Consider the following 26,832-nt stretch of genomic DNA (forward strand, 5'->3'; position numbering starts at 1 on the left):
CATCCCTCTCATAAATTCAGGAGAACCCCATGACCACACGCCGACGCTTTTTGATGATGGTGCCCGTGAGCGGCGCCGTGCTCGCAGCCGCCTGCTCCAAGCAGGAAGAACCCGCCGCAGCCGCCCCGGCGCCGGCGCCCGCACCGGCCGCACCGCCCGCCGCCACTGCGCCTGCACCGGCCGCCGCAGGCCCGATGGTCGAAGCCACCGACCCCACCGCCGTGGCGCTGGGTTATGTGGCCCTGGCAGCCAACGCCGACAAGACCAAATACCCCACTTTTGTTGAGGGCAGCAACTGCGCCAACTGCGCGCTGTACCAGGGTGCCGCCGGCTCCCAGTCCGGTCCGTGCCCGCTGTTTGCGGGCAAGCAGGTGGCGGCCGCCGGCTGGTGCAGCTCCTACGCCAAGAAGGCAACTTGAAGCCCCGCCTTCGGGCGCTCAAGCGCCCGGGCCGGGAAATGATTTGAGCTACAATGCCGTCCGCGTTGGTGATATAGCTCAGTTGGTTAGAGCGCAGCATTCATAATGCTGATGTCGGTGGTTCAAGTCCACCTATCACCACCAACAATTCGAAAAGCGGGCTCTGGCAACAGAGCCCGCTTTTTTCATGGTCGCCAGCCGCTGCGGCCTCACCCGTCGAGTCTCCATGGCCATCAAGTCCACCATCTTCAAGGCAAACCTGCAGATCGCCGACATCGATCACAGCTATTACGCCGACCACGCGCTCACACTGGCCCGCCACCCGAGCGAGACCGACGAACGCATGATGGTGCGTCTGGTGGCCCTGGCGATCCATGCCCATGAGCTGCAGGACACCTGCCGTGGCGACGGCACGCTGGCGTTTGGCACCGGCCTGTCGGACCCGGACGATCCGGACGTCTCGCTCACCGACTTCACGGGCCGCAAGCGCTTGTGGATCGAAGTCGGCCAGCCCGAAGACAAACCCCTGGCCAAGGCCTGCAGCAAGGCCGACGCGGTGGTGCTCTACGCTTTCGGCAGCGCGGCCGACGTGTGGTGGCGCGGCATTTTGACCAAGCTCACCCGGCTGGACCGGCTGCAGGTCTGGCGCCTGCCCACCGAGGTGGCGCCCGCCCTGGCCCAGATGGCCGAGCGCAGCATGCAGTTGCAGGCCACCTTGCAGGAGGGTGTGCTCACGCTCTCGAGCGACCGCGGCAGCGTGGCCATCGAGCCGATCCGCTGGAAATGACCCGCCCCGACGTCAGGTGAGCCACAGCGCGCGGTAGGCGCCATCGGCGTCGTGGTCTTGCGCCTGTTTCTGTACGTTGAAACGCCGTCCTCCACGCGGGTCGGTGCCGCGCCCGGCGATGTAGAGCCAGTTACCCTGGTTGCTGTGCACGTCGAAATCCACCAGCGTTGATTCGAACCAGGCCGCGCCAGCGCGCCAGTCGCAGGCCAGGTCGTGGATCAGGTAACTGGCCACCACCTGCCGCAGCCGGTTCGACAGGTAACCGGTGGTGGCCAGTTCACGCATGCCTGCGTCCACCAGCGGCTCGCCGGTCTGGCCCTCGCACCAGCGTGCAAATGCCACCGCGTCGTGCGCGGGCGCGGGCAGCTGGCTCAGCCCACGCGCACGGTAGAGCGCTTGGCCGTGGCGCCGATGCAGCAGGCGAAAATGCTCGCGCCAGAGCAGCTCGAACACGATCCAGCGGCTGCCATCGCTCGCTCCCACACGGTCTTCGTGCTGCAGCAGCACGGCGTGGATCTGGCGAGCCGACAGTGAGCCGCAGGCCAGCCACGGTGACAACTTGGTCGAGTAGTCCGTGCCGCTGAGCTGGTTGCGCGTGGCTTTGTACTGCCGCGCGAGCGGGCCCCGAAAGTAGCGCTGCAGGTGCAACAGCCCGGCCGTTTCACCACCAGAGAAATCGTGTCTTGCGTAGGGAAACGACGAACGCGCATCGTCCTTCGCTGGCGGTGGCGGTGGCGGTGGCGGTGGCGGTGGCATGAGGTGCGCGGGTCCAGGAGGTGCGGGCGGCAGGCGCTCAGGCACCGGCTCCACGCGAGGCACCCGCACCATGGCGTGTTCCACCGCCTGCCGGAACGCGGTGAACACGTCGGGCACCTTGTGCGGCGCAAACGGCAAGTCGGCCAGCTCGAACAAGCCCGACTGGTCGCGCGTGTGGACCTTCAGTCCGGCGGCGCGCAGCGCCTGCACCTCGTCCTGCTCCTCGGGCGCAGCGATGTCTTCGGTCACCACGGCGTCCATCTGCAGCTCGCGCGCCAGCGCAGGCAACACATCGCGCGCGCGGCCGGACAACTGCAGCAGGCGGCTGCCCCGGGCCTGGAGCTGGGTGGACAAATCGATCAGGCTGTCGTGCACGAAGCGCTGGCGGTGTGGACCCCTTCGCACAAAGCCCCAACGTGTGTCGGCGTCCTGTGCAGGGTCGTGGCAAACCACCGGCAGCAAGGCGCTGGACGTGGCACAGGCCTGGGCCAGCGCCGGGTTGTCTCCCAGCCGCAGGTCGCTGCGAAACCAGTAGAGGGTGCGGGCGCCCGACCAAGGGGCGGATGGGTCAGCTGTCACCGCGCCGCTGCTCGACCCAGATGAGTTCACGCGTGTTGACACCGAGCCGGGCTGCCTGGGCCACGAGCTGCTCGCGCACGCCCGGGGGCAATTGTTTGTCGCGCGCCAGGATCCACAGGTAGCCTGTGCTGGGACCGATCACCATGGCCCACCGGTAGTCCGGGTCGAGCGCGATGACGTGATACCCACCGAAGAACGGCCCGAAGAACGAGACCTTGAGCGAGGCGGTGTTGGAGTCGCCGGTGAAAAGCGCACGGCCGACCACCTCTTTCCATTCCCCTTTGTCGGGGTTGAAGCCCCGGTTGATCACGGCCACGCTGCCATCGGTCTGCAGCCGGTAGGTGGCGTTCACGTCGGTCAGGCCGCGCTCGAAGCTGTGGTCCAGGCGGGCGATCTCGAACCACTGGCCGGCATAACGCTTCACATCGAAAGGGCTCACCACCGTCACGCCGTCGGGCGGCGACGTGCAGGCATTGAGCACCGGCAACCAGGCCAGACACATCAGCAGCGCAGCGCGGTGAAACCATCGGTGTGTGGGCCGGTAAGACGGAGCAGGCATGAAGGACTTTCGCGGTTCGTGGACAAAGTTCATTGTGGGCCGTACATTGAAATTTCCCATCCGCAAGGTCTTCCCTCTGCACGCCATCGGCCCCACGTGACCCTCTCGATGTTCAACAAACTGCCCGGTTTTGTGCGCTCGCCCGCGGGTCTGGAGCGCGTGATCCTGCGACACATGCCCAGGGCCCTGTTTCTGAGCACCGTGCTGCCGGCACTGGCGGCGCTGGGGGCACGCTGGTTCGACTGGAGCGGCTCGCAAGCCTGGGTGGCCTCGCGCATCCAGATGGTGGACATGGTGGCGATCGGCGTGGTGCTGCTGCTCTGGACCTTGCTCTTGACCCTGGCCATCGGTGCCTTCATCGTCATGGTGATGAAGGGGCCGGCCTATGTCGCCGACGCGTATCCGCTGGTGGAGTCGGACCGGCCGCTGGACGGGCCACGCCGCCCTTGACGGCGGCGCGGCGACAGGGGCGTGAGACAATCGGCGCCTCTCTGCCAAGGGCCTGGTGATCAGGTCGGCGGCCCTCCTCACAGCCTCTGGACACACACCATGAACCGCTGCTCATCCGCCTTCATCGCCGGCACCTTTGCCGCGCTCCTGATCGCTCTGCCCCTGTCGGCACAAGCCCAGTCGGGCACGCGCGACTTCCCCGCCAAGGCCCTGCGCGGCACCCTGGTGGTGGTGCAGCCACCCAACATCACCATGGACGACCGCGAGACACGCCTGTCGCCAGGCGCGCGCATCTACAACACCAACAACTCGCTGGTGATGTCGTCCTCGCTGCTGAACAAGGCGCTGGTGGTGAACTACACGGTGGACCTGCGTGACCAGATCCAGAACGTGTGGATCCTCACCGAGGCCGAGGCCAAGGAAAAGCGCGCCGGCTTCGGCGTGCAGCGCAATTACGTGTTTGAGTCCTTGCAGCCCAAACCGGCCGCCAGCACGAACTGAAGCCCCCACCACCGCGGGCCAGCGTGGCCCGCGGTGGTCATCCCATTTCCCCTTGCGCCCGGCGCGGGCACCGCCTTTGTGAAGCCGGTGCCACAGGAGCTTTCCATGAGCAAAAAAGTCTTTATCAAAACCTTCGGCTGCCAGATGAACGAGTACGACTCGGACAAGATGGCCGACGTGATGCACGCCGCGCAGGGTTACGAGCCCACGCAGGACGTGGAAGAGGCCGACCTGATCCTGTTCAACACCTGCTCGGTGCGCGAGAAGGCGCAGGAAAAGGTGTTCAGCGACCTCGGACGCGTGAAGCACCTCAAGGACAAGGGTGTGCTGATCGGCGTGGGCGGTTGTGTGGCCAGCCAGGAAGGCGCCGAGATCATCAAACGGGCGCCCTATGTGGACGTGGTGTTCGGCCCGCAAACGCTGCACCGCCTGCCCGAGCTGCTCAACCAGCGCGCGCGCATGGCGCTGCCGCAGGTGGACATCAGCTTCCCCGAGATCGAGAAGTTCGACCACCTGCCACCGGCCAAGGTGGATGGTGGCGCGGCTTACGTGAGCATCATGGAAGGCTGCTCCAAGTACTGCAGTTACTGCGTGGTGCCGTACACGCGCGGCGAGGAGGTGAGCCGCCCGTTCGACGACGTGCTGGTGGAGGTGGCGGGCCTGGCCGACCAGGGCGTGAAAGAGGTGACATTGCTCGGCCAGAACGTCAACGCCTACCGCGGCGCCATGGGTGACAGCGGCGAGATCGCCGACTTCGCGCTGCTGCTCGAATACGTGGCCGACATCCCCGGCATCGAGCGCCTGCGCTTCACCACCAGCCACCCCAACGAGTTCACGCCGCGCCTGATCGAGGCCTACGGCAAGATCCCCAAGCTCGTGAACCACCTGCACCTGCCGGTGCAGCACGGCAGCGACCGCATCCTCATGGCCATGAAGCGCGGCTACACCGCCATGGAATACAAGAGCACGGTGCGCAAGCTGCGCGCGACCCGGCCCGAGCTGGTGATGAGCAGCGACTTCATCGTCGGCTTCCCCGGCGAGACCGACGAGGACTTCGACAAGATGATGAAACTCATCGACGACGTGGGCTTCGACACCAGCTTCAGCTTCATCTTCAGCCCGCGTCCGGGCACCCCGGCGGCCAACCTGGCCGATGACACGCCGTATGAGGTGAAGCTCAGGCGCTTGCAGCACCTGCAGGCCACGATCGAGGAGAACGTGCGCCGCATCAGCGCCAGCCGCGAAGGCACGGTGCAGCGCATCCTGGTCGAGGGCGCGTCGCGCCGCTCCAGCACCGACGTGCCCGAGCTCATGGGCCGCACCGAGTGCAACCGCATCGTCAACTTTCCCGGGGGTCCGCAGGCCGACCGCCTGGTGGGCCAGATGATCGATGTGCGCATCACCGAAGCCCGGCCGCATTCGCTGCGCGCCGAGGTGCTCACGCACGAGTCTGCCCTGGACGCCTGAGACCGCCAACGCTTGTGAAATCGCTGCGCTTCTCTTTTCCCCAGCTGCTGCTGGTCGCGTTCCTGCTGATCGGGCTGCTGCTGGGCGCAGCCGCCTTGCGCGCGCTGTTTTCGCTGGAGGCCTTGATGGCGCAAAGCCGCGAGAGTGCGGCCCAGGCGATTGCGCTGTCGACCGCGGCCCAGTCGCTGTCCGAACGCAGCCTGACCATGGAGCGTGCCGCGCGCCAGTCGCTGGTGCTGCGCGACTACCAGCTGCGCCAGCGCTTCACCGAAGCCGCCGGCAACGCCCGAGACATCCTCAAGCGCCTGCAAGACAACGAGCTGCCGCCCGAGTACGCCACCAACTGGCGCGCGCAGCTCAACGTCATCACCGGCCTGCTGGACGGACCACCGGAAACGGCCCTGGACCGTGAGCGTGAGGTGGCGCGGGCGTTCCGCGAGATCGACGGCCACAGCGCATCGATCGCGCAGAAGGTGCAGTCGATCATCGGCACGCGCAACGAGACGCTGCAGGCGCGATTCGAGACCAGTCGCCAGGAACTCACCCAGCAGGTGCTGGGCTCCATCGCCCTGGCCGCCGCCATGGCGCTGGGCTTCGGCGTGTGGCTGGCGCGCCCGTTCAAGCGGATCGAAAAGGCCATCCAGGGCCTGGGAGAAAACCGGCTCGACGTGCCGATCGACATTCCCGGGCCGAGCGACGTGCGCCGCGTGAGCCAGCAACTGGACTGGCTGCGGCTGCGCCTGACCGAGCTGGACGCCGACAAGGCGCGTTTCCTGCGGCACATTTCGCACGAGCTCAAGACACCGCTGGCCTCATTGCACGAAGGGGTGGCCGTGCTGGGCGACGGCGTGGCCGGCGCGCTCAACCCCAACCAGGCCGAGGTGGTCAACATCCTGCAGCACAACACCCTGATGCTGCAGCACCAGATCGAAGCGCTGCTGCGCTTCAATGCCGCGGCCTTCGAGGCGCGGCAACTCAGGCGCGAGCAGACCGATCTGATGGGTTTGCTGGAGGACCAGATCGACACCCAGCGCCTGCAGTGGCAGGCTCAGGGTCTCACCGTGCGCGCCGAGGGCGTGTCGGTGAGCCTGCCGATCGACCGCGAGAAGATCGCCTCGGCCGTGGGCAACCTGCTGTCCAACGCCATCCGTTTTTCGCCCCACGGCGGCCTGATCCGCTTCGTGCTGCTGGACCTGCCCGGGCGCGCCAGCCTGGACATCATCGACCAGGGCCCCGGCGTGGCCGAGGCCGACCGCGACCGCATCTTCGAGCCCTTCTACCGGGGCGAACGACAACCCCAGGGCGCCGTGCGTGGCACCGGCATCGGCCTGTCCATCGTGCACGAGTACATTGTTGCCCACGGTGGCCGCATCGAACTGCTGCCCCAGCGCCAGGGCGCCCATTTCCGTATCGAACTTCCCCATGCGAACTAGTCTTTCCGCTGTGCCCGTAGCGCTCCTGTTGAGCGCCTGCGGCACCACGCCACCGCCGCCGCCCCAGGCGTCCGTGACCACCGTGATCACCACGCCCGCGCAAGCTCCCGCGCCCCAGATTCTGGTGGTCACACCGGTGCAGGCGCCCGCGTTCACGTCGCCCGAGGCCCTCAACACCCAGGCCCCTGCCCTGCCCGATGTGGTCACGGCACTGCTCACCTACTCGGAGCGCCTGCGCCTGCTCAACCCCACCGACCTCGCCGCCGAGATTGCGGTGCAGGGCGACCCCGGCAACACCCCGCTGCGACAGATGCAGTTGGCCCTGGCCCTGATGCACATGCCGCAGGCGGCGGACACGGCGCGCGCGCTGGGCCTGTTGCAGCGGGTGGTGGGCAGCGCATCGCCCGAGGCCACGCTGCTCAAGCCCCTGGCGCGCTTGCTGGCCCACCAGCTGATGGAGCAGCGCCGGCTTGAAGACAGCCTGGAACGCCAGAGCCTGCAGCTGCGTGAGCACCAACGCCGCATCGACCAACTCAGCGAGCGACTGGAAGCCATGCGCGCCATCGAACGCAGCCTGACCACCCGACCGCCCGCCGCCACGCGGACCCCGCCCCCATGAGCACAGCGCCACGCGCGCGCCTGCTGGTCGTCGACGACGACGCCGACATGCTGCGCCTGCTGGCGATGCGCCTGGGCTCGGCGGGTTACCACGTCACCTCGGTCGGCTCGGCCGAAGCCGCGCTCAGCCAGCTCGACATCGAACGGCCCCAGCTGGTGCTCTCCGACGTGCGCCTGCCGGGGAAAGACGGGCTGGCCCTGTTCGACGAAATCCGCAAGCGTCACCCCTCACTCCCCGTGATCCTGCTGACCGCGCACGGCACCATTCCCGATGCGGTGGAAGCCACGGCGCGCGGCGTCTTCACCTATCTCACCAAACCCTACGACGCCAAGGAACTGCTGGAGAAGATTGCGCAGGCCCTGGCGCTGGGCGCACCGGCCAGCGACAACGCGCGGGTGGATGAAGCCTGGCGCAGCGAAATCGTGAGCCGCTCCAACCGCATGGCCGACCTGCTGGCCGAGGCGCGCATGGTGGCCCAGAGCGACGCCAGCGTTCTGCTGCGCGGCGATTCGGGCACCGGCAAGGAAATGCTGGCGCGCGCCATCCACAAGGCCAGCGCGCGCGCTTCCCGGCCTTTCATTGCGGTGAACTGCGGCGCCATCCCCGAGGCCCTGCTCGAATCCGAGCTGTTCGGCCACATGAAGGGCGCCTTCACCGACGCCGTGGCCAATCACAAGGGCCTGTTCCAGGCGGCCGACGGCGGCACGCTGCTGCTCGACGAGATTGGGGACATGCCGCCCGCCCTGCAGGTGAAGCTGCTGCGCGTGCTGCAGGAGCGTGCGGTGCGCCCGCTGGGATCGAGCCAGTCGCTGCCGGTGGACGTGCGCATCATCTCGGCCACCCACCGCGACCTGGAAGAGGCCATGGCCACGGCGCAGTTCCGCGAAGACCTGTACTACCGCCTCAACGTGGTCACGCTGACCCTGCCCACACTGGCCGAACGGCGCGAAGACATTCCGCTCCTGGCCAACCATTTCCTGGCCAAGCTGGCCGCCAAGTACGGCAAACGCAGCTCGGGCTTTGCACCCGAGGCGCTCAAGGCACTGACCATGTCGGCCTGGCCGGGCAATGTGCGCCAGCTCTACAACGTGGTCGAGCAGGTCTGTGCGCTCTCGACCACGCCGCTGGTTTCGCTGGCGCTGGTGCAGCGCGCGCTGCGCACGCCCTCGGTGGAGGTGCTGAGCTTTGCCGACGCCAAGCAGCGCTTCGAGCGCGACTACCTGGTGGGCCTGCTCAAGATGACCGACGGCAACGTGGCCGACGCAGCCCGCCTGGCGCAGCGCAACCGCACCGAGTTCTACCGGTTGCTGCAAAAACACGCCTTGACGCCAGGCCTCTTCAAAAGCGACGCCACCCCGGGTTCTTCGGGTATTCCCGGAGATGCTGTCGCCGATGAGTGACAAGCACATCTCTTTGATTTCATTGAGATTGTTGAAATTCACCCGGCCATTTGTCGCTGTTTGACGACAAAAATGCCGTTCTGACGCGGCTTGCCGGCTCTCAGGCGGGTCGCCAAAAGAAGTTTCCAACGCAAGTCGTTGATTCGGCTGCATTTTTCTGACCTGGCACAGGGTTTGCCCTCATGAAGGCATGCCCCGCTCGATTCGCCCCTTTTCAGCCTCCCGACGCCACCGCGCCGCAGCGCTGCTGGGCGCCTTGCTGGCCTTGCTTTGCGGGGCGTCAGCCCAGGCTCAGCGCCTGGACTGGGACGGCCTGACCCAGCTGGCCCAGACCCGCGCCGCCGAGCCCCTGCGCGCAAACAGCGACAAGCTGCCGGCCGAGCTGGCCAGCATCACCTACGACCAGTTGCGCGACATCCGCTTCAAGCCCGAGCAGTCGCTCTGGCGCACCGACGCCCTGCCGTTTGAAGCCCAGTTTTTTCACCTCGGCCTGTACCAGCTTGACCCCGTGCGCATCCACGAGCTCTTGCCCGATGGCCGGGTGAACCACCTGCCGTACCGCAGCGCCGACTTCGACGTCGGCAAGAACACCTTCAACCCCGCGCCATGGGGCGACCTCGGGCACGCCGGCTTTCGCCTGCACTACCCCCTCAACGGCCAGACCTACAAGGACGAACTGGTCGTGTTCCAGGGCGCAAGCTACTTCCGCGCGCTCGGCGCCGGCCAGCAATACGGCCTGTCGGCTCGCGGCCTGGCGATCGACACCGTGGGCGGCAGCGGCGAGGAATTCCCGCGCTTCACCGAGTTCTGGCTGGAACGCCCCGTCGCAGGCGCCACCGAGGCCACCGTGCTGGCCTTGCTCGAATCGAAGCGCGCCACCGGCGCCTACCGCTTTGTGATCCGTCCCGGCCAGCAAACCACCACCACGGTCAACGCCCGCATCTTCCTGCGCCCCGGCGCTGGCCCGGTGAACACCCTGGGCATCGCGCCGCTGACCAGCATGTTCCTCTCGGGCGAAAACCAGCCCATGGCCGGCGACTTCCGCCCCGAAGTGCACGACTCCGACGGTTTGATGATGGTCAGTGGCGAGGGCGAATGGCTGTGGCGCCCGCTGCAGCGCCCGAAGGCGGTGACGGTCAGCTCGTTCAGCATGCAGAACCCGCGCGGCTTCGGCCTCATGCAGCGCGACCGCAGCTTTGCCAGCTATGAAGACGTGGAAGCGCGCTACGAGCGCCGCCCGAGCGCCTGGATCAAGCCGCTGGGCGACTGGGGCCCGGGCCGCGTGGAGCTGGTGCAGCTGCCCGCGCCCGACGAGACGCACGACAACATCGTGGCGTACTGGGTGCCTGCCACCCTGCCCGCACCGGGCCAGCCGCTGGAAGTGGCCTACGAACTGGCCTGGCAAGGCGATGCGCAGCAACGCCCGCCATCGAGCTGGGTCACCCAGAGCCGCCGAGGCCATGGCTACACCCAGCTCAGCACAGAAGAACAAGGCCGCCAGCCGCAATACGTCCTCGACTTCACCGGCCCCGCGCTGGACGCGCTGCCCGCGGGCGCCACGGTCAAGGCCGTGGTCAGCGCCAACGCCAACGGCCGCGTGCTCCAGACCCTGGCCTACCCCAACCCCGCCACGCGCTCCTGGCGCGTGACCGTGCGCGTCGAGCGCATCGATGCGACGCAGCCTGTGGAGCTGCGTGCATTCCTCCAACACAACAACGACACCGTGAGCGAAACATGGACACACCTGCTGTTACCCGAATGAGCACTCCGACCCACCCTGCCCCGTCCCAGCGCAGCGTGCTGCGCGAAGAACGCCACCCCAACGCCGTGACCGCACCGCCGCTCAACCGCGGCTCCATGGTGCCGCGTCCGTGGCGCGGTTTCTGGAACAGCATTGGCACCGCGCTGCTGAGCACGGCCAGCCGCGTGCTGCCGCCGTACTCGCAGGCAACACAAGACGATGCCAGGCCAGCACCCGAGGCCTGGGAAACCGCGGCCAACCGGCGCCGCATGGTGTTCGTGCTGCTCACCGTGCTGAGCACGGCGTTTGCCACCAGCCTGTTCGCCGACGCTCAGCCCGAGCACGACAACCTGTGGCTGCAAGTCGGCCAGCTGGCGCTCTTCGGCCTGCTGTCGGCCTGGGTCGTCACCGGTTTCGTGACCGCCCTCATGGGTTTCTGGGTCTCGCTGCGCGGTGACGCGCACACGCTCTCGGCCGCCGCGGTGCGCCACCACCCCATGAACCCCGAAGCGCGCACGGCGATCATCATGCCGATCTGCAACGAGGACGTGGCCACCGTGTTCGCCGGCCTGCGCGCCACCTGCGAGTCGCTCGCCGCCACCGGCCACGCGCGCCAGTTCGACGTGTTCGTGCTCTCCGACAGCTACGACCCGGCGATCGCCGCCGCTGAAAAATCCGCCTGGGAAAACCTGCGTGCCGCGCTCGCCGCCCAGCCCGAGCTGCCGCAGATCGAGGTGTACTACCGCCTGCGCACACGCCGCACCCACCGCAAGGCCGGCAACGTGGCCGACTTCTGCCGCCGCTGGGGCAAGGACTACCGCTACATGGTCGTGCTCGATGCCGACAGCGTCATGAGCGGCAGCTGCATCGTCTCCATGGTCAAACTGATGGAAGCCCACCCCAAGGCCGGCATCGTGCAGACCGCCACGCAAGCCATCGGCCACGCCACGCTGCACGCCCGCGCGCAGCAGTTCGGCTCGCGCGTCACCGGTCGCCTGTTCACGCTGGGCATGCAGTTCTGGCAGCTCGGCGAGTCGCACTACTGGGGCCACAACGCGATCATCCGCGTCGAGCCCTTCATGCGGCATTGCGCGCTCGCGCCCATCAAGGGCACGGGCGGCATGGCCGGCGGCATCATGTCGCACGACTTTGTGGAAGCCGCGCTGATGCGCCGCGCCGGCTTCCAGGTGTGGCTGGTCTCCGACCTCACCGGCAGCTACGAGCAGCAGCCGCCCGACCTGCTGAGCGAGTTGCAGCGCGACCGCCGCTGGTGCCAGGGCAACCTGCAGAACTCGCGCCTGATGGCCGAGCCCGGCATCCACCGCGTGCACCGCACCATGTTCGCCATCGGCGCCATGTCCTACCTCTCGGCCCCGCTGTGGCTGGCCTTCCTGACCATCGGTACCGCCCTGTGGGCCGCCGACGCCAGCACGATCCCGCACTGGCAAGCCGTGCCCGAAGAGCTGCGCGCCCTGTGGATGTGGACGCTGACCATGCTGTTCATGCCACGCGTGCTGGGTCTGCTGGCCGTGTTCCTGAAGGGCGAGCAAAAATCGTTCGGCGGCACCGTGGGACTGCTCGGCAGTTCCGTGGTGGAAACCGTGCTGGCCCTGATGCAGGCCCCCATCCGCATGCTGGCGCACTCGCTGTTCGTGCTGGTGGCGCTCACCGGCCTGAAGCTGGAATGGAAGTCGCCCCCCCGTGAAGCCAACGGCGTGAGCTGGCGCGATGCCCTGGCGCGACTGGCGCCGATGACGGCGGTGATCGGCCTGCTGGGCCTGGGTGTGGCCGCGATCAACGCCAACGCGCTGATCTGGCTCGCCCCGGTGGCCCTGCCGCTGCTGCTGGCCGTGCCCCTGACCGTGGCCACCAGCCATGTGGACCTGGGTGCCTGGATGCGCTCGCGCGGCGTGCTGCTGATCCCCGAAGAGTCGTGGTCGCCCGCCGTGCTGCGCCGGGCGTGGCGCCACGCCAGCCGATTGGCGCTTCAGGTCGCCTGATCCTTCGCTGATCAACGCAAAAGGCCCCACCGGTGTGCACCGGTGGGGCCTTTTGTTTTTTGGTGATTCGCCAGGGTCTTCGTCGAGGGCGCCGACTCAACCCATGCCGGGCAACTTGGGCATGCCCTTCATGCCTCCCATGCGCTTCATCATCTTCATCATCCCGCCGCCCTTCATCTTCTTCATCATGTCCTGCATCTGCTCGAATTCCTTGAGCAGGCGGTTGACCTCCTGCACCTGCACGCCCGCACCCGCAGCGATGCGGCGCTTGCGCGTGGCCTTGATGATCTCGGGCTTGCGGCGCTCCTTGAGCGTCATGCTGCAGATGATGCCTTCCTTGCGCTTGATGTCTTTTTCCGCGCGACCCAGATCCGCTTCGCTGGCCTTGGCCGCCATGCCGCTGGGCAGCTTGTCCATGAGGCTGGAGAGGCCACCCATCTGTTTCATCTGGCGGATCTGATCGAGGAAATCGTTGAGGTCGAAGCCCTCGCCACTCTTGACCTTGGCCGCGAGTTTCTGCGCGGCCGCCATGTCAACCCCGGCAGTGACCTGCTCCACCAACGCGAGGATGTCGCCCATGCCCAGGATGCGGCCGGCGTGGCGCTCGGCGTCAAACACCTCCAGGCCATCGATCTTTTCCGACACGCCGGCAAACTTGATCGGCGCACCCGTGACCTGACGCACCGACAGCGCCGCGCCGCCGCGCGAGTCACCATCGAGCTTCGTCAGGATGATGCCGGTCAGTGGCAGGGCCTCCTTGAACGCCCTGGCGGTGTTGATCGCGTCCTGGCCCTGCATCGCGTCCACCACAAACAGCGTCTCCACCGGCTTGAGCACGGCGTGCAGTTCCTGGATCTCGCGCATCAGCGCCTCGTCGATCGCCAGCCGGCCGGCGGTGTCGACCAGCAACACGTCAAAGTAATGGCGACGCGCGTAGTCGATCGCCGCACGCGCGATGTCCACCGGCTTCTGGTCGGGGGAGCTGGGGAACCACTCGGCGCCAGCCTGCGCGGTCACCGTCTTGAGCTGCTCGATGGCGGCGGGGCGGTACACGTCGCCCGAGACCGTGAGCACCTTCTTCTTGCGCTTCTCGATCAGGTGCTTGGCCAGCTTGGCCGTGGTGGTGGTCTTGCCCGCACCTTGCAGGCCGGCCATCAGGATCACCGCCGGCGGTTGCGCCGCGAGGTTGATGTCGGCCACGCCGTCGCCCATGGTCAGCGCCAGTTCGCGGTTGACGATGCCCACCAGCGCCTGCCCCGGCGTGAGCGAACCCACCACTTCCTGGCCCAGTGCCTTCTCTTTCACCCGCGCGATGAAGTCGCGAACCACCGACAGGGCCACGTCGGCCTCCAGCAAGGCCATGCGCACTTCGCGCAGCATGTCGGTGACGTTGGTCTCGGTGATGCGGGCCTGGCCGCGCATTTCCTTGACGATGCGTGAGAGTCGGTCGGAAAGGGCTGATGCCATGCTGCGCTCGGGTGGTGGGAGAAGAACCCGCAGGCCGCGGGGTTCGCGCCGGCTGGGAAGGGTGTCGGGCCATTGACCGGGAGACCGGCGGCTGGCAACGGTCAGGGCCGTTAAACTCCGCCAATGATTTTAGCCGCGCCCACCCCCAGCCCGCTGCGCGCGCCCCGTCTCGCATGAACCTGCTGCCAACGCTCGCTACCAACCTGCCCGCGGTGGTGCTTTCGGTTCTGGCGGCGCTGGCCTATGCCGTGCTGGCCTGGGTCCATTCGCGCGCATCGGCCCTGCAGAGCCGCACGCTGCTCACCGCAGCCTGGCTGCTGCACCTGGGCGTGCTCGTTTTCAGCCTGTTCGAGCACCCCGCGCGTTTCGGCTTTGCGCCATCGCTGTCGGTCACCGCCTGGCTGGTACTCACCGTCTACATGATCGAAAGCCGTCTGTACCCCCAGTTGCGCGAGCGCTGGACCTTCGCTCTGCTGGGCACGGCGGTGGTGCTGCTGGCCCTGGTGTTTCCGGGCACGCCCTACCCCGCCTTGCGCTCGAACTGGATGCCCCTGCACTGGGCGCTGGGCATCGCCTCCTACGGTCTCATCGCAGTGGCGGTGGGTCACGCGTGGTTGATGCAGCGCGCTGAAAGGGCCATGCGCCTGGGCACCTCCGCCGAGACCGCCATGCCGCTGCTCACACTGGAGCGGTTGACCTTCCGTTTCGTGTCGGCCGGGTTCGTGTTGCTCACGGCCACGCTGCTGGCGGGCTGGTATTTCTCCGAGCTGCTCAACCACCGCTGGGTGTGGGACCACAAGTCGGTCTTCTCGGTCTTGTCCTGGATCACCATGGCCGTGCTGCTCTGGGGGCGCTGGCGTCTGGGGTGGCGCGGGCGCTTTGCCGCACGCATGCTCTACCTCGGCGCCGGGCTGCTGCTGCTGGGCTATGCCGGCTCCCGCTTCGTGCTTGAAGTCCTGCTGCACCGCAGCTGAACCACTGCCCCCATGAAATACCTGCTCGTTCTGGCTGTGGTGATGGTTGCGTTCTATGTGTGGCGCAACAACCGCATCACCGACCGCTCGGATGCCTCGCGCCAGCCGCCCCCCTCGCCAGGGGCCACTCGCCTGCCGGTGGTGATGGTGGCTTGCAGGCACTGTGGCACCCACCTGCCCCAGGGCGACACGGTGCAAGGGGCAATGGGCCCTTATTGCAGCGCCGAACACCGCCGAATCGAGGAAGGCGGTTCGACATGAACCGGACTTGCCCACCCCTGATGCAAACGCCAGATCTGCGGAGCTGAAATGGCCCGAGACGACAGCTCGCAGTTCGCCCCCTCCTGGTTCGTTGGCTTCGAGCCTGGCAACCACCAGGGGCGTGAGCAGCGCCTGCGCGCTTTCGTGCGCCTGTGGGCTGCCTTCATGCGCGCGCGGGTGTTCATCGCGCTCGTGCTGTTGGCGCTGCAGATCTTCATGGTGGTCACCGGCACGGGTGGTCCCGACTGGCTGCTCCTGCTGGCTGCGGTGCACCTCAGCGCCACCCTGGTCATCCTTTACGCATGGCGACCCGCAGAGCAAGGCACGCCGCTCCAGGCCCAGTGGCTGCTGACCCTTGGCGTCGATGTGGTGGTGTTTGCGCTGCTGCAGTTCTTCCAGACCGGCTCCATCAACTACACGCCGCTGTTTGCCCTGCCGGTGCTGCTGGCTTCCATCCTCGGACCGCTGTTGCTCGCCCTGGCCACGGCAGCGAGCGTGACACTGTTCCTGCTGACCGAAGCCTTCCTGAGCGCTCCGCTGTTCAGCGACATGGCCACCGCGCGCCTCCTGCAGGCGGGCCTGGCCAGCACCGGCTTCTTTCTGGTCGCCGTGCTGGCCAACCAGCTGGCCATCCGCCTGGCGCGGGAAGAGGCGGTGGCCTCCAGCAGCCAGGCCGCCGCACGCACGCAGGCGCAGGTCAATGAACTGGTGATCGAGAGCCTGAGCGTGGGCGTGCTGGTGGTCGATCCGCACGGCGTGGTGCGCAATGCGAACCCGGCCGCCCAGATCATGCTGATGGGCGAGGCCTACCCGCAGGCGGCCAAGCTGCTGCTCTCGGCGCGCTCCAGCTGGGGCCACCTGTCCGACCTGGTGAGCGAGACCTTCGCGCTGGGGCAGGCACTGGAGACCGAAACCACCATCGACAACGAGGACCGGCCCAGCCAGCGACTGCACGCCCGCACGCGGCTGACCTCGCGCGCAGGGAGCAGCACCGGCTTGTGCGTGTTGTTCCTGGAAGACCTGCGCGAGGTGGAAGCCCGCGTGCGCACCGAAAAGCTGGCTTCCATGGGTCGCATGTCGGCCGCCGTGGCGCACGAGATCCGCAACCCGCTCTCGGCCATCACCCAGGCCAACGCACTGCTGGATGAGGAGTTGAAGGAGGCTTCGCAAAAGCGGCTGACCCAGATGATCGAGCAGAACGCCCAGCGGCTCTCGCGCATCGTGGACGACATCCTCAACGTCGCACGGGCACAGCCGACGCGCGGCGATGGCTCCACGCCCAGCATGGCGCTGGACCCGATGGTGCGCCAGATCACGATGGACTGGCTGCGCCAGAACCCGGCCAAGGGCGTGCTCGGTGTGCATCTGCATGCGCCCCAGGCGCATGTGGAGTTCGATCCCGAACACCTGCGCCGCCTGTTGGTCAACTTGCTGGACAACGCACTGCGCCATGCTTCGGGCAAGCCGTCTTCCATTCGTGTCATCACCCAGCCCAACGGCAGCGAGCACAGCCGGCTCTCGGTCTGGAGCGATGGTCAGCCGCTGGAAGCCAGCGTGATGCGCCACCTGTTCGAGCCCTTCTTCTCGTCCGAAAGCCGCTCCAGCGGTCTGGGCCTGTACATCTGCCGCGAGCTCTGCGAGCGCTACGGCGCCCAGATCGCCTACCAGCGCGCGCGCCTGGACCAACAGGAGGGCAACGAGTTCTTCGTGTCCATGCCCAATGGTCACGCCGGCCCGCAGCCCGTGCAGCAAAGCCTCGCGTACCCGGCCAGCGATTCGCGGCCCTACAGCACGCGCTTCAGCCCGACCCTGGGCGATCCCCCGCTGGCGCCGGGCTGAACCGCCGCGCACGCCGACACATGGCCAACAACCCCGCTGCCGCCTCCGTGCTGGTCGTCGACGATGAGCCCGACCTGCGCACGCTGTACGAGCTCACCCTGCTGCGTGAAGGCCATGCCGTGGTGGCCGCGGCCGACCTAGCCCAGGCACGCGAATGGCTGGCCCAGCAACGCTTTGACGTGTTGATCTCCGACATGCGCCTGCCCGATGGCCTGGGGCTGGAGTTGCTGCGCGAACTCACCGAGGCTCAGCGCACCGAAAAGTGCATCGTCATCACCGCCTTCGGCTCGGCCGACAACGCGGTGGAGTCGCTCAAGGCGGGCGCGTTCGACTACCTCACCAAACCGGTGGACCTCAAGCAACTGCGCAATGCCGTGACGCAGGCGGTGCAAAGCCAGCGCCACCCGCTCATGGGCAACCCGGCGCGCGCCGGCCATGGCGTGGCGGCCGGTGCCGAGCCCATGCGCAGCGCACCACCGCCGCCCTCGGGACTGAAGGCGCTCTCTCGCATCGTCGGCCGTGCGGCCAGCATCGTGCAGATCAAGGGGCGCATCGAAAAGGTGGCCACCAGCATGGCGCCGGTGCTGATCCTGGGCGAGTCGGGCACCGGCAAGGAACTGGTGGCGCGCGCCGTGCACGACTGCAGCCACCGCAGCAGCGGCCCATTCGTGGCGGTGAACTGCGGCGCCATCCCCGAGAACCTCATCGAGGCCGAGTTTTTCGGTGCGCGCAAGGGCGCCTACACCGGTGCCACGCACGACCGCGAGGGCTACTTCCAGGCGGCCAAGGGCGGCACCTTGTTTCTCGACGAAATCGGCGACCTGCCGCTGGCCATGCAGGCCAAGCTGCTGCGCGTGATCCAGGAGCGGCGCGTGCGCTCGCTCGGCGGCGTGCAGGAGGAGGCCGTGGACGTGCGCCTGGTCAGCGCCACCCACCGGGACCTCACCGCCCTGGTGCAAGCCGGGCAGTTCCGGCAAGACCTGTTCTACCGTCTCAATGTGATCGAGCTGCGCACACCCTCGCTGCGAGAGCGGCGCGACGACCTGCCCGAGCTGGCACGCGCGCTGCTGCAACGCATCTGCAGCGAAACCGGCCAGCCGACACCCGAACTCTCAACCCAGGCGCTGGACTGGCTGAAGGCGCGCGAACTGCCCGGCAACGTGCGCGAACTCGAAAACCTGCTGCAGCGCGCCCTGGCCCTGAGCAGCGGCAACCAGCTCAAGCCCGAGGACTTCGGTGACACCGACGACTCGGACGAAATACCCACGCAGCCCGACCAGTTGCCCGACTCGGTGCTGGCTGCCACGGCAACCGCCGCCACCACCCCCAGGGTGCCTGAAGAAATCCCGGCCGACCTGCAGTCCTACCTCGACGAACAAGAGAAACAGGTGCTGCTCAAGGCGCTGCGCGAATGCGACTTCAACCGCACCGCAGCTGCCGCGCGGCTGGGCCTGAACCTGCGGCAGATGCGCTACCGCATCCAGCGACTGGGCATCGCCATGCCGTCCAACGACGACGATGCAGCCTGAAACACCGGCAGAGGCCTGGGCCGGCGGGTGGCTGGAAGCGGCGCGCCACTGCCCATCACCCAACCACGGCCCCCGGCCTGCCGGTGCGTTGATCGACCTGATCGTGCTGCACTCCATCAGCCTGCCGCCGGGCGTGTATGGCGGGCCCGAGGTGGAGCAACTCTTCACCAACGCACTGGACTGGGACGCCCATCCCTACTTCGGGCAGATCCGGGGCATGGAGGTCTCGGCGCATTTTTTCATCCGCCGCACCGGGGAACTGGTGCAGTTCGTCGACGCCGATGCACGCGCCTGGCACGCGGGAGCCTCCAGCTGGCGAGGCCGCGAGAACTGCAACGACGACTCCATCGGCATCGAGCTGGAAGGGCTGGAGGGTGAGCCGTTCGAAGCGGCGCAATACGCCACGCTCAGCCAACTGTGCCGCCGCTTGCAGGAGCGCTATCCAGTGACACACATTGCCGGCCACGAACACATCGCACCCGGTCGCAAGCAAGACCCCGGCCCCGGATTTGACTGGGCTCGCCTGCAGCACGAACTGCCCTGGTCAAGTGCGTGTTTCCCCGATGCGGTGACCGGCGCGAATCCACCCACGGCCTGAAACGCGGCGTTGGACCCGCTCCACCTCCTCGAGGTCTCACGCCGTTCGCGGCACACCGAAGCAAATCGCGCTGCAACGCACGCCGTTGCTGCATTCATGTGGCAAGACCCAGGTGTTTCGGGCACTCCGGGCCACCTCGCCCTGGCGTGCCCGCTGGATGCGATCAGGCTCCCGTCAAAACAGCCAGAACACCGATCCGCCTGTTGAGGTGGTTTTTTCTCCAAACACTACCTGTAGTGGCTTGAACGGCACCCACACACCAGATATAGTGTGTGTTCCGCGTTTCCAGATTCATCACTCTCCACGTTGTTCCGGCCCGTTTTCACCCCACTGAGAACTTTCGGATGCCCCGAACAAGGCCCTGACCAACGCCGCGAGACCGAACTGAAACCGAACGCCGTGCTCCCCGACCCCGTGCCCTGCGAGCAAGCCAATCACAACAAATGAAAGAGGAACCATGCTGACCGCTTCCCCCACCACCGCCACACCATCCGCCTCCCAGAAGCAGCCCATGGGTTCATCCACATCCGCATCCACAGCCACCAGCAGCTCGGTGCTTGCGCAGTACCAGATCATCCGCCGCAACGGCGCGGTGGTCTCGTTCGAACCCAGCAAGATTGCCGTGGCCATGATGAAGGCATTCCTGGCCGTGCACGGCACGCAGGGCGCGGCATCGGCCAGCGTGCGCGAGACCGTTGACGAACTCACTGGCGCGGTGGTCAAGGCGCTGATGCGCTCGCGCCCGGGCGGCGGCACCTTCCACATTGAAGACGTGCAGGACCAGGTCGAGCTCGGCCTGATGCGCAGCAGCCACCACGAAGTGGCGCGCGCTTATGTGCTCTACCGCGAGCGCCGCACCCAGGAGCGCGCCCACCAGGCTGAAGCCGCCAAACCGGCGGAAGCCACGCTGCACGTGATCGATGGCGGCCAGCGCGTACCGCTCGACCTGCAACGCCTGCAAGCCCGTATTGCCGACGCCTGCAGCGGTCTGGGCAAAGACATCCACGCCGACCCGATCGTGGCCGAGACCAAGCGCAACCTGTACGACGGTGTGCCGATCGAGGAGGTCTACAAGGCTTCCATCCTGGCCGCGCGCACGCTGATCGAAAAAGACCCCGACTACACCTACGCCACCGCGCGCCTGCTGCTGCACACCATCGTCAAGGAAGTCATGGGCGAAGAAGTGCCCTCCTCCGAGATGGGCGCGCGCTACGCTGACTACTTCCCGCAGTTCATCAAGAAGGGCGTGGACAACGACCTGCTGGACGAACGCCTGATGCAGTTCGACCTGGCCCGCCTGGGCGCTGCACTCAAGCCCGAGCGCGACCTGCAGTTCGACTACCTCGGCCTGCAGACGCTGTACGACCGCTACTTCCTGCACGTGCGCAAGACCCGCATCGAGCTGCCGCAATCGTTCTTCATGCGCGTGGCCATGGGCCTGTCGCTCAATGAAATCGACCGCGAAGCCCGTGCCATCGAGTTCTACGAAGTGCTCTCCTCGTTCGACTTCATGTCGTCCACGCCCACCCTGTTCAACAGCGGCACCCTGCGCTCGCAGCTCTCCAGCTGCTACCTGACCACCGTGCCCGACGACCTCGACGGCATTTACGAGTCGATCAAGGAAAACGCGCTGCTCTCCAAGTTCGCCGGTGGCCTGGGCAACGACTGGACCCGCGTGCGCGCCTTGGGCTCCCACATCAAGGGCACCAACGGCGAATCGCAAGGTGTGGTGCCCTTCCTCAAGGTGGTCAACGACACCGCCGTGGCGGTGAACCAGGGCGGCAAGCGCAAGGGCGCGGTCTGCACCTACCTGGAAACCTGGCATCTGGACATTGAAGAATTCCTGGAGCTGCGCAAGAACACCGGCGACGACCGCCGCCGCACGCACGACATGAACACGGCGAACTGGATTCCCGACCTGTTCATGAAGCGCGTGATGGAAAAGGGCGAGTGGAGCCTGTTCTCGCCCAACAGCGTGCCCGACCTGCACGACCTGTTCGGTGCCGACTTTGAAAAGGCCTACGTGGCCTACGAGGAAAAAGCCGCGCGCGGCGAGATCAAACCCTACCGCAAGGTGCCAGCCACCGACATGTGGCGCAAGATGCTGTCGATGCTGTTCGAAACCGGCCACCCCTGGATCACGTTCAAGGACGCCTGCAACGTGCGCAGCCCGCAGCAACACGCCGGTGTGGTGCACAGCTCCAACCTCTGCACCGAGATCACGCTCAACACCAGCGACACCGAAACCGCCGTGTGCAACCTGGGCTCGATCAACCTGCTGCAGCACTTGAAGGATGGTCAGATGGACCACGAGAAGCTGCAGAAGACGATCAAGACCGCGATGCGCATGCTCGACAACGTGATCGACATCAACTACTACGCCGTCAAGAAGGCGCGTGACTCCAACATGCGCCACCGCCCGGTGGGTCTGGGCGTCATGGGCTTCCAGGACGCGCTGTACGAACTGCGCATCCCCTACGCCTCCAACGAAGCGGTGGAGTTCGCTGACCGCTCGATGGAAGCCGTCTGCTACTACGCTTACTGGGCGTCCACCGAACTCGCCCGTGAACGCGGCCGCTACGCCAGCTACAAAGGTTCGCTGTGGGACAAGGGCATCCTGCCACCTGACACACTGGACCTGCTCGCCCGCGAGCGCGGTGGCTACGTGGACGTGGATCGCTCGGTCAGCCTCGACTGGGACGCGCTGCGCCAGAAGATCGCCACCGACGGCATGCGCAACTCCAACTGCGTGGCCATCGCACCGACCGCGACCATCTCCAACATCATCGGCGTGGACGCGTCCATCGAGCCTTGCTTCGGCAACCTCTCTGTGAAGTCCAACCTGTCGGGTGAGTTCACCGTCATCAACGGCTACCTGGTGAAAGACCTCAAGCGCCTGGGCCTGTGGGACGACGTGATGGTCATGGACCTCAAGCACTTCGATGGTTCGCTGCGTCCGATCGACCGCGTGCCGCAAGAAGTGAAAGCGCTGTACGCCACCGCGTTTGAAGTCGAGCCGCTGTGGCTGGTGGAAGCTGCGGCGCGTCGCCAGAAGTGGATTGACCAAGCGCAGAGCCTGAACATCTACATGGCAGGCGCATCGGGCAAGAAGCTCGACGACACCTACAAGCTCGCGTGGCTGCGTGGTCTCAAGACCACCTACTACCTGCGCACGACCTCGGCCACACAGGCCGAAAAATCCACGGGTCGCACAGGCCAGCTCAACGCGGTTTCACTGGACGCGACCACCGCCGGCATGGCCGCCACCACGGCTGCGAATGCAGCCGCGGCATCGAGCGCAGCGTTGTCCGAAGCACCCGCCACCGACATCAAGTTCTGCGCGATCGACGATCCCGGTTGCGAAGCGTGTCAGTAAATGAGCGAGACGCTTTGATGTGTGCTGTGTTCATCGAGATGCAATCGATGCGACACAGCAACACAAACACAGCGCATCACGCAAGAGCACTTTGCAATTCATGCAGACACTTTGATAATCCGAGGAATTGGAAACACCTATGTTGACCTGGGACGATCACACCACGCCCTCCACGAAGCCCGCGAACAACCCCATGCCCTCAGGCATGCAGGGTCTGCAAGCCTCACTGTCGAGTGAGCGCACCGCCTCCTCCGCACCCGCATCGCTGGCCCCCTCTTTTTCTTCGAACGCCGCGCCAGTCAAGGCGCCCGCCGCAACCACTGCAGGCCACCGCGTCAACGCCGCAGACAAACGCATCATCAACGGCCAGACCGACGTCAACCAGCTGGTGCCGTTCAAGTACAAGTGGGCTTGGGAAAAATACCTCGCCACCTGCGCCAACCACTGGATGCCGCAGGAAGTGAACATGAGCCGCGACATCGCGCTCTGGAAAGATCCCAACGGCCTGACCGACGACGAGCGCCGCATCGTCAAACGCAACCTCGGCTTCTTCGTCACCGCCGACTCGCTTGCCGCCAACAACATCGTGCTGGGCACCTACCGCCACATCACCGCGCCCGAGTGCCGCCAGTTCCTGCTGCGCCAGGCTTTTGAAGAGGCGATCCACACACACGCCTACCAGTACATCGTGGAGTCGCTGGGTCTGGACGAGTCCGAGATCTTCAACGCCTACAACGAAGTCCAGTCGATCCGCGACAAGGACGAGTTCCTGATCCCCTTCATCGAAGCGATCATGGACCCGAACTTCCACACCGGCACCCCCGAAACCGACCAACGTCTCCTGAAGAGCCTGATCGTCTTCGCCTGCCTGATGGAAGGCCTGTTCTTCTACGTGGGCTTCACGCAAATCCTGGCGCTGGGCCGCCAGAACAAGATGACCGGTGCCGCCGAGCAGTACCAGTACATCCTGCGCGACGAGTCCATGCACTGCAACTTCGGCATCGATCTGATCAACGCGATCAAGATGGAGAACCCGATGCTGTGGACCAGCGAATTCAAGGAAGAGATCAAGCAGCTGTTCCTCAAAGCCGTGGAGCTTGAGTACCGCTACGCCGAAGACACCATGCCGCGCGGCGTACTCGGCATGAACGCTTCCATGTTCAAGGGCTATCTGCGCTACATCGCCAACCGGCGCGCCACGCAGATCGGCCTTGAGCCCATGTTTCCGAACGAAGAGAACCCGTTCCCCTGGATGAGCGAGATGATCGACCTCAAGAAGGAACGCAATTTCTTCGAAACCCGCGTGATCGAATACCAGACGGGCGGCGCCCTGTCCTGGGACTGATGCCACGGCCGGGGTCGCACTGCCTGTCTGGATCTACTCTCACATGCGTTTCAAAATTTCAGAACCCTGTCACCGGCACCTCGGCGCCGTGGGCAGGGTTCTGTCACAGGATTCAACACCTTGGGGCCAGCCGTGGATGCATCCACACGGCTCCAGCGCGTTGAATCACTTCACCGGCACAGTGACCGGATGAAGTGCTCTTTGCAACTTGATCAAGGAGAAAACAATGGCAACTGCGAAAAAAGCCCCGGCTAAAAAAGCCGTGGTGAAAAAGGCCGCCCCGGCCAAGAAAGTCGCTGCGAAGAAAGCAGCTCCTGCGAAGAAGGCCGCCCCGGCCAAGAAAGTTGTCGCGAAGAAAGCTGCACCGGCCAAAAAGCCAGCAGCGAAGAAAGCGGCTCCTGCGAAGAAGGCTGCACCGGCCAAGAAAGTCGCTGCGAAAAAAGCTGCACCGGCCAAAAAGCCAGCAGCCAAAAAGCCAGCCGTGAAGAAGGCTGCTCCGGCGAAGAAAGCCGCTGCGAAGAAAGCAGCGCCTGCCAAGAAAGCGGCTCCGGCGAAGAAAGCCGCTGCGAAGAAGCCAGCTGCCAAAAAAGCAGCGCCTGCAAAGAAAGCAGCTCCGGCCAAGAAGGCCGCCGTCGCGAAGGCAGCCCCAGCAAAAAAAGCTGAGCCGGCCAAGAAGCCGGCGGCCCCTGCTGCTCCTGCGGCTCAAACGAAGCTCAACCCTCAGGCTGCCTGGCCGTTCCCCACGTCCAGCAAGCCCTGAAGTCGTCCTTGCGATGACTTGGCAAGCCCGGCGCGCAAGCGCCGGGCTTTTTCATGCCCGCGTCAAGTCGTTGTGACTGTGTAGTTCTGACCGCCGCGGGTCGAGATCTTGGTCGCACCCATGCGGTTGCCCAGTTCAGCGCAACGCGCCAGCGACCAGCCTAGCTCCAGTCCATGCAGCAGTGCCGCGCGGAACGCATCGCCACAGCCCGTGGGATCGACCACTTCCAGCGCCTTCACGCCGGGCACCACGGTCTTCTGGCCGCCTTCCCACACCTCGCAGCCATGCTCGGCCAACGTGACGATGAGTCCGCGCACGCGAGCCGCGATGTCTTCGAATGAGAGCCCGGTGCGGTCGGACAGCATCTTGGCCTCGTAGTCGTTCACCGTGACCCACGTGGCCAGCTCGATGAACTGCTTGAGCTCCTCGCCATTGAACATGGGCAAGCCCTGACCAGGATCGAACACGAAGGGCACTCCCGCTGCGTGCAACTGCTTCGCGTGGGTGAGCATCGCGTCGCGACCATCGGGCGAGATGATGGCCACCGTGATGTCCGTGCGAGCGGGCACCGGATTGTCGTGGGCCATCGACATGGCGCCGGGATGGAACGCGGTGATCTGGTTGTTGTCGCGGTCCGTCATGATCATGGCCTGCGCGGTGTAGCTCTCGGCGGCGCTGTTCACATGCGCAGTGTCCACGCCCAGCGCCTGCAGACGCTCCAGGTATTCCTGACCATCGTTGCCCAGCGTGGCCAGTGGCACGGCGTGCGCTCCCAACTGCCGAAGACCGTAGGCGATGTTGCCGGCGCAACCACCGTACTCGCGGCGCAGGGCAGGTACCAGAAACGACACGTTGAGGATGTGCAGCTGGCTGGGAAGAATCTGCTCGGCGAAGCGACCCTCAAAGGTCATGATGGTGTCGAAAGCCAGTGATCCGCAAACAAGAATGGGCATGGTGAAGTCAATCGGTGAGGTTGGGAGATGTCAGGGATAGAAGACCAGGGCACGGTAGCCGGCCATGGGCGTGGTTTCACCCACGGAGAGTGAGAGACGGAAGCTCACGTTCAGTGAACTCTTTGCGGGCATCACGGTGGGCGCGTCCGGCCATTCCTCGGGCAGGAAGACGCGGCGCGAGATGACTTCGTCGCGCGTGTCGGTCAGGCTCAACTCAAGGGCCGGCAAGGCAAGCGCCATGTCGGCGGTGTTCTTGAGCACGAGATCGAACGAATGGAAGTTGCCCAGGCGGCGCACCAGCGCAGAGCTGTCGATCACGATGGCATTGATGTTGCGCACCGGGCCCACGGAGCACCCGATCGGCGCACAGACCTTTTGCAGCAGCGGCAGCAGATCGGGCCGCCAGGCGGCCAGTCGATCGCGCTCGTGCAATGCCCACTGGGCCACCAGCAAGGCCCCCAACAGCAAGGCCAGGAACGACAGACCGAAACGCACGCCGCGCGACTGCCAGAAAGCGCGCTGCTGCGCTTGGCGCACGAACCCGGGAACCGCCTCGGGGTCCACGCTGTCAACGACCTCACTGACAGGACTGTCCGATGGCATGGTCGCCGGCGTCACGCCCGCGGTGGGTGGCGTCACCAGGACAGCCGCCTCGGCATCAGCAGTTGCCCTGGCGGCGGCGAACCGCTGAAGCTCATCGCTGAAATCAGCATCGACTGAAACGACTTCACGCGGCTCGTCTGGCAGCGATGCGGGCGGCCTCGTGACGAGTTCATCCTCGTGAGGATCGCTGGCGTTGGTGAGCTCGGCCAGCAGCACCTGGGGCTCAGGCGGCGACCCCGCCTGCGCTGGTGCGCCCGGCACCCAAGACTCCAGGTAGAGCGTGGCGTCAAACACATCGGCGCAATGCCCACAACGCACCCAGCCCTCGGAGATCTTCAGCTGATCGGCGACGATCCTGAAGGTGGTTCCGCAAGCCGGGCAACGGGTGGTGAAACTCATGCGCCGATTATCGCGGG

General features: G+C 66.0%; 23 protein-coding genes and 1 tRNA gene. 19 read left to right on the forward strand and 5 right to left on the reverse strand.

The annotated features are described in order from the left end of the window. The first annotated feature begins 29 nt into the window (after positions 1-29). From F9Z44_RS18130 to F9Z44_RS18140, 3 genes are all read left to right on the forward strand, one after another. Positions 30-419, forward strand: coding sequence for a high-potential iron-sulfur protein (locus F9Z44_RS18130; protein ID WP_236574183.1), 390 nt, complete (start codon positions 30-32; stop codon positions 417-419). Positions 420-486: 67 nt separating this feature from the next. Continuing rightward, positions 487-563: transfer RNA gene (locus tag F9Z44_RS18135), tRNA-Met, on the forward strand. A gap of 82 nt (positions 564-645) precedes the next feature. Then, the gene (locus F9Z44_RS18140; protein ID WP_159608803.1) at positions 646-1,206 is read left to right on the forward strand and encodes a YaeQ family protein; all 561 of its coding nucleotides are present in this window, start codon (positions 646-648) and stop codon (positions 1,204-1,206) included. Between the two features lie 12 nt (positions 1,207-1,218). Here the strand turns inward: F9Z44_RS18140 and F9Z44_RS18145 are convergent, their stop codons facing one another. Both F9Z44_RS18145 and F9Z44_RS18150 read right to left on the reverse strand, forming a co-directional pair. Next, positions 1,219-2,541 carry a DASH family cryptochrome gene (locus tag F9Z44_RS18145; RefSeq protein ID WP_159608107.1) on the reverse strand — a complete coding sequence of 441 codons (1,323 nt, stop codon included), beginning with the start codon at positions 2,539-2,541 and terminating at the stop codon, positions 1,219-1,221. Further along, complete coding sequence (locus tag F9Z44_RS18150) at positions 2,531-3,043, reverse strand: lipocalin family protein (protein WP_236574394.1); 513 nt, start codon at positions 3,041-3,043, stop codon at positions 2,531-2,533. The genes F9Z44_RS18145 and F9Z44_RS18150 overlap by 11 nt, the downstream gene beginning before the upstream one ends. Before the next feature lie 165 nt (positions 3,044-3,208). On the opposite strand from F9Z44_RS18150, the gene F9Z44_RS18155 reads away from it, so the two are divergent. From F9Z44_RS18155 to mdoH, 8 genes are all read left to right on the forward strand, one after another. Further along, entirely contained in the window at positions 3,209-3,550 is a 342-nt protein-coding gene (locus F9Z44_RS18155; RefSeq protein ID WP_159608109.1) for a hypothetical protein, read from the forward strand. Between the two features lie 99 nt (positions 3,551-3,649). Next, entirely contained in the window at positions 3,650-4,051 is a 402-nt protein-coding gene (locus F9Z44_RS18160) for a hypothetical protein (protein ID WP_201449986.1), read from the forward strand. A gap of 105 nt (positions 4,052-4,156) precedes the next feature. Beyond that, positions 4,157-5,518: a tRNA (N6-isopentenyl adenosine(37)-C2)-methylthiotransferase MiaB gene (gene miaB, locus F9Z44_RS18165; RefSeq protein WP_159608110.1), complete on the forward strand. Its 1,362-nt coding sequence runs from the start codon at positions 4,157-4,159 to the stop codon at positions 5,516-5,518. 14 nt (positions 5,519-5,532) lie between these two features. Next, entirely contained in the window at positions 5,533-6,951 is a 1,419-nt protein-coding gene (locus F9Z44_RS18170; RefSeq protein WP_159608111.1) for a sensor histidine kinase, read from the forward strand. 10 nt (positions 6,952-6,961) lie between these two features. Next, positions 6,962-7,570: a hypothetical protein gene (locus F9Z44_RS18175; RefSeq protein WP_159608112.1), complete on the forward strand. Its 609-nt coding sequence runs from the start codon at positions 6,962-6,964 to the stop codon at positions 7,568-7,570. Beyond that, positions 7,567-8,970, forward strand: coding sequence for a sigma 54-interacting transcriptional regulator (locus F9Z44_RS18180; RefSeq protein WP_159608113.1), 1,404 nt, complete (start codon positions 7,567-7,569; stop codon positions 8,968-8,970). The genes F9Z44_RS18175 and F9Z44_RS18180 overlap by 4 nt, the downstream gene beginning before the upstream one ends. Before the next feature lie 190 nt (positions 8,971-9,160). Further along, on the forward strand, positions 9,161-10,732 hold the full coding sequence (locus F9Z44_RS18185; protein ID WP_159608114.1) for a glucan biosynthesis protein: 1,572 nt from the start codon (positions 9,161-9,163) through the stop codon (positions 10,730-10,732). Continuing rightward, the gene (gene mdoH / locus F9Z44_RS18190; protein WP_236574184.1) at positions 10,729-12,711 is read left to right on the forward strand and encodes a glucans biosynthesis glucosyltransferase MdoH; all 1,983 of its coding nucleotides are present in this window, start codon (positions 10,729-10,731) and stop codon (positions 12,709-12,711) included. Before F9Z44_RS18185 ends, mdoH begins: the two co-directional genes overlap by 4 nt. Positions 12,712-12,807: 96 nt before the next feature. On the opposite strand, the gene ffh is transcribed toward mdoH, so the two are convergent. After that, positions 12,808-14,178, reverse strand: a complete 1,371-nt coding sequence (gene ffh / locus F9Z44_RS18195) for a signal recognition particle protein (protein ID WP_159608116.1) — start codon at positions 14,176-14,178, stop codon at positions 12,808-12,810. 173 nt (positions 14,179-14,351) lie between these two features. Here ffh and F9Z44_RS18200 point away from each other — a divergent pair, with 173 nt between their 5' ends. The 8 genes from F9Z44_RS18200 to F9Z44_RS18235 all read left to right on the forward strand — a co-directional run bounded on the left by F9Z44_RS18200 (position 14,352) and on the right by F9Z44_RS18235 (position 24,860). Further along, the gene (locus F9Z44_RS18200; protein ID WP_159608117.1) at positions 14,352-15,152 is read left to right on the forward strand and encodes a cytochrome C assembly family protein; all 801 of its coding nucleotides are present in this window, start codon (positions 14,352-14,354) and stop codon (positions 15,150-15,152) included. 12 nt (positions 15,153-15,164) lie between these two features. Beyond that, positions 15,165-15,413: a PP0621 family protein gene (locus F9Z44_RS18205; RefSeq protein ID WP_159608118.1), complete on the forward strand. Its 249-nt coding sequence runs from the start codon at positions 15,165-15,167 to the stop codon at positions 15,411-15,413. 48 nt (positions 15,414-15,461) lie between these two features. After that, positions 15,462-17,252 (forward strand): sensor histidine kinase, encoded by a 1,791-nt coding sequence (locus tag F9Z44_RS18210; protein ID WP_159608119.1) that lies wholly within the window; start codon positions 15,462-15,464, stop codon positions 17,250-17,252. 20 nt (positions 17,253-17,272) lie between these two features. Further along, positions 17,273-18,781, forward strand: a complete 1,509-nt coding sequence (locus tag F9Z44_RS18215) for a sigma-54-dependent transcriptional regulator (protein WP_159608120.1) — start codon at positions 17,273-17,275, stop codon at positions 18,779-18,781. Then, on the forward strand, positions 18,771-19,379 hold the full coding sequence (ampD, locus tag F9Z44_RS18220; protein ID WP_159608121.1) for a 1,6-anhydro-N-acetylmuramyl-L-alanine amidase AmpD: 609 nt from the start codon (positions 18,771-18,773) through the stop codon (positions 19,377-19,379). Before F9Z44_RS18215 ends, ampD begins: the two co-directional genes overlap by 11 nt. Before the next feature lie 511 nt (positions 19,380-19,890). Next, positions 19,891-22,755, forward strand: coding sequence for a ribonucleoside-diphosphate reductase subunit alpha (locus F9Z44_RS18225; RefSeq protein ID WP_236574395.1), 2,865 nt, complete (start codon positions 19,891-19,893; stop codon positions 22,753-22,755). A gap of 139 nt (positions 22,756-22,894) precedes the next feature. Beyond that, on the forward strand, positions 22,895-24,100 hold the full coding sequence (locus F9Z44_RS18230) for a ribonucleotide-diphosphate reductase subunit beta (RefSeq protein WP_159608123.1): 1,206 nt from the start codon (positions 22,895-22,897) through the stop codon (positions 24,098-24,100). A gap of 226 nt (positions 24,101-24,326) precedes the next feature. Then, a complete protein-coding gene (locus F9Z44_RS18235; RefSeq protein ID WP_159608124.1) occupies positions 24,327-24,860 on the forward strand; it encodes a histone H1-like DNA-binding protein in 534 nt (177 codons plus the stop codon). Positions 24,861-24,922: 62 nt separating this feature from the next. On the opposite strand, the gene F9Z44_RS18240 is transcribed toward F9Z44_RS18235, so the two are convergent. Together F9Z44_RS18240 and F9Z44_RS18245 are read right to left on the reverse strand one after the other, a co-directional pair. Next, positions 24,923-25,813 carry a carbohydrate kinase family protein gene (locus tag F9Z44_RS18240; RefSeq protein ID WP_159608125.1) on the reverse strand — a complete coding sequence of 297 codons (891 nt, stop codon included), beginning with the start codon at positions 25,811-25,813 and terminating at the stop codon, positions 24,923-24,925. Positions 25,814-25,843: 30 nt separating this feature from the next. After that, positions 25,844-26,815, reverse strand: coding sequence for a DUF3426 domain-containing protein (locus tag F9Z44_RS18245; protein WP_159608126.1), 972 nt, complete (start codon positions 26,813-26,815; stop codon positions 25,844-25,846). Positions 26,816-26,832 lie beyond the last annotated feature (17 nt).

It is taken from the genome of Hydrogenophaga sp. PBL-H3, assembly GCF_010104355.1.
Taxonomy (GTDB): domain Bacteria; phylum Pseudomonadota; class Gammaproteobacteria; order Burkholderiales; family Burkholderiaceae_C; genus Hydrogenophaga.

Bases quoted from the DNA above. Each gene is read 5' to 3' on its own strand.
- F9Z44_RS18180 (WP_159608113.1), top strand. From the start codon at position 7,567: ATGAGCACAGCGCCACGCGCGCGCCTGCTGGTCGTCGACGACGACGCC.
- ffh (WP_159608116.1), bottom strand. From the start codon at position 14,178: ATGGCATCAGCCCTTTCCGACCGACTCTCACGCATCGTCAAGGAAATG.
- F9Z44_RS18130 (WP_236574183.1), top strand. From the start codon at position 30: ATGACCACACGCCGACGCTTTTTGATGATGGTGCCCGTGAGCGGCGCC.
- F9Z44_RS18155 (WP_159608109.1), top strand. From the start codon at position 3,209: ATGTTCAACAAACTGCCCGGTTTTGTGCGCTCGCCCGCGGGTCTGGAG.
- ampD (WP_159608121.1), top strand. From the start codon at position 18,771: ATGCAGCCTGAAACACCGGCAGAGGCCTGGGCCGGCGGGTGGCTGGAA.
- F9Z44_RS18200 (WP_159608117.1), top strand. From the start codon at position 14,352: ATGAACCTGCTGCCAACGCTCGCTACCAACCTGCCCGCGGTGGTGCTT.
- F9Z44_RS18210 (WP_159608119.1), top strand. From the start codon at position 15,462: ATGGCCCGAGACGACAGCTCGCAGTTCGCCCCCTCCTGGTTCGTTGGC.
- F9Z44_RS18230 (WP_159608123.1), top strand. From the start codon at position 22,895: ATGTTGACCTGGGACGATCACACCACGCCCTCCACGAAGCCCGCGAAC.
- miaB (WP_159608110.1), top strand. From the start codon at position 4,157: ATGAGCAAAAAAGTCTTTATCAAAACCTTCGGCTGCCAGATGAACGAG.
- F9Z44_RS18240 (WP_159608125.1), bottom strand. From the start codon at position 25,813: ATGCCCATTCTTGTTTGCGGATCACTGGCTTTCGACACCATCATGACC.
- F9Z44_RS18205 (WP_159608118.1), top strand. From the start codon at position 15,165: ATGAAATACCTGCTCGTTCTGGCTGTGGTGATGGTTGCGTTCTATGTG.
- F9Z44_RS18160 (WP_201449986.1), top strand. From the start codon at position 3,650: ATGAACCGCTGCTCATCCGCCTTCATCGCCGGCACCTTTGCCGCGCTC.
- F9Z44_RS18235 (WP_159608124.1), top strand. From the start codon at position 24,327: ATGGCAACTGCGAAAAAAGCCCCGGCTAAAAAAGCCGTGGTGAAAAAG.
- mdoH (WP_236574184.1), top strand. From the start codon at position 10,729: ATGAGCACTCCGACCCACCCTGCCCCGTCCCAGCGCAGCGTGCTGCGC.
- F9Z44_RS18225 (WP_236574395.1), top strand. From the start codon at position 19,891: ATGGGTTCATCCACATCCGCATCCACAGCCACCAGCAGCTCGGTGCTT.
- F9Z44_RS18150 (WP_236574394.1), bottom strand. From the start codon at position 3,043: ATGTGTCTGGCCTGGTTGCCGGTGCTCAATGCCTGCACGTCGCCGCCC.
- F9Z44_RS18140 (WP_159608803.1), top strand. From the start codon at position 646: ATGGCCATCAAGTCCACCATCTTCAAGGCAAACCTGCAGATCGCCGAC.
- F9Z44_RS18215 (WP_159608120.1), top strand. From the start codon at position 17,273: ATGGCCAACAACCCCGCTGCCGCCTCCGTGCTGGTCGTCGACGATGAG.
- F9Z44_RS18185 (WP_159608114.1), top strand. From the start codon at position 9,161: ATGCCCCGCTCGATTCGCCCCTTTTCAGCCTCCCGACGCCACCGCGCC.
- F9Z44_RS18245 (WP_159608126.1), bottom strand. From the start codon at position 26,815: ATGAGTTTCACCACCCGTTGCCCGGCTTGCGGAACCACCTTCAGGATC.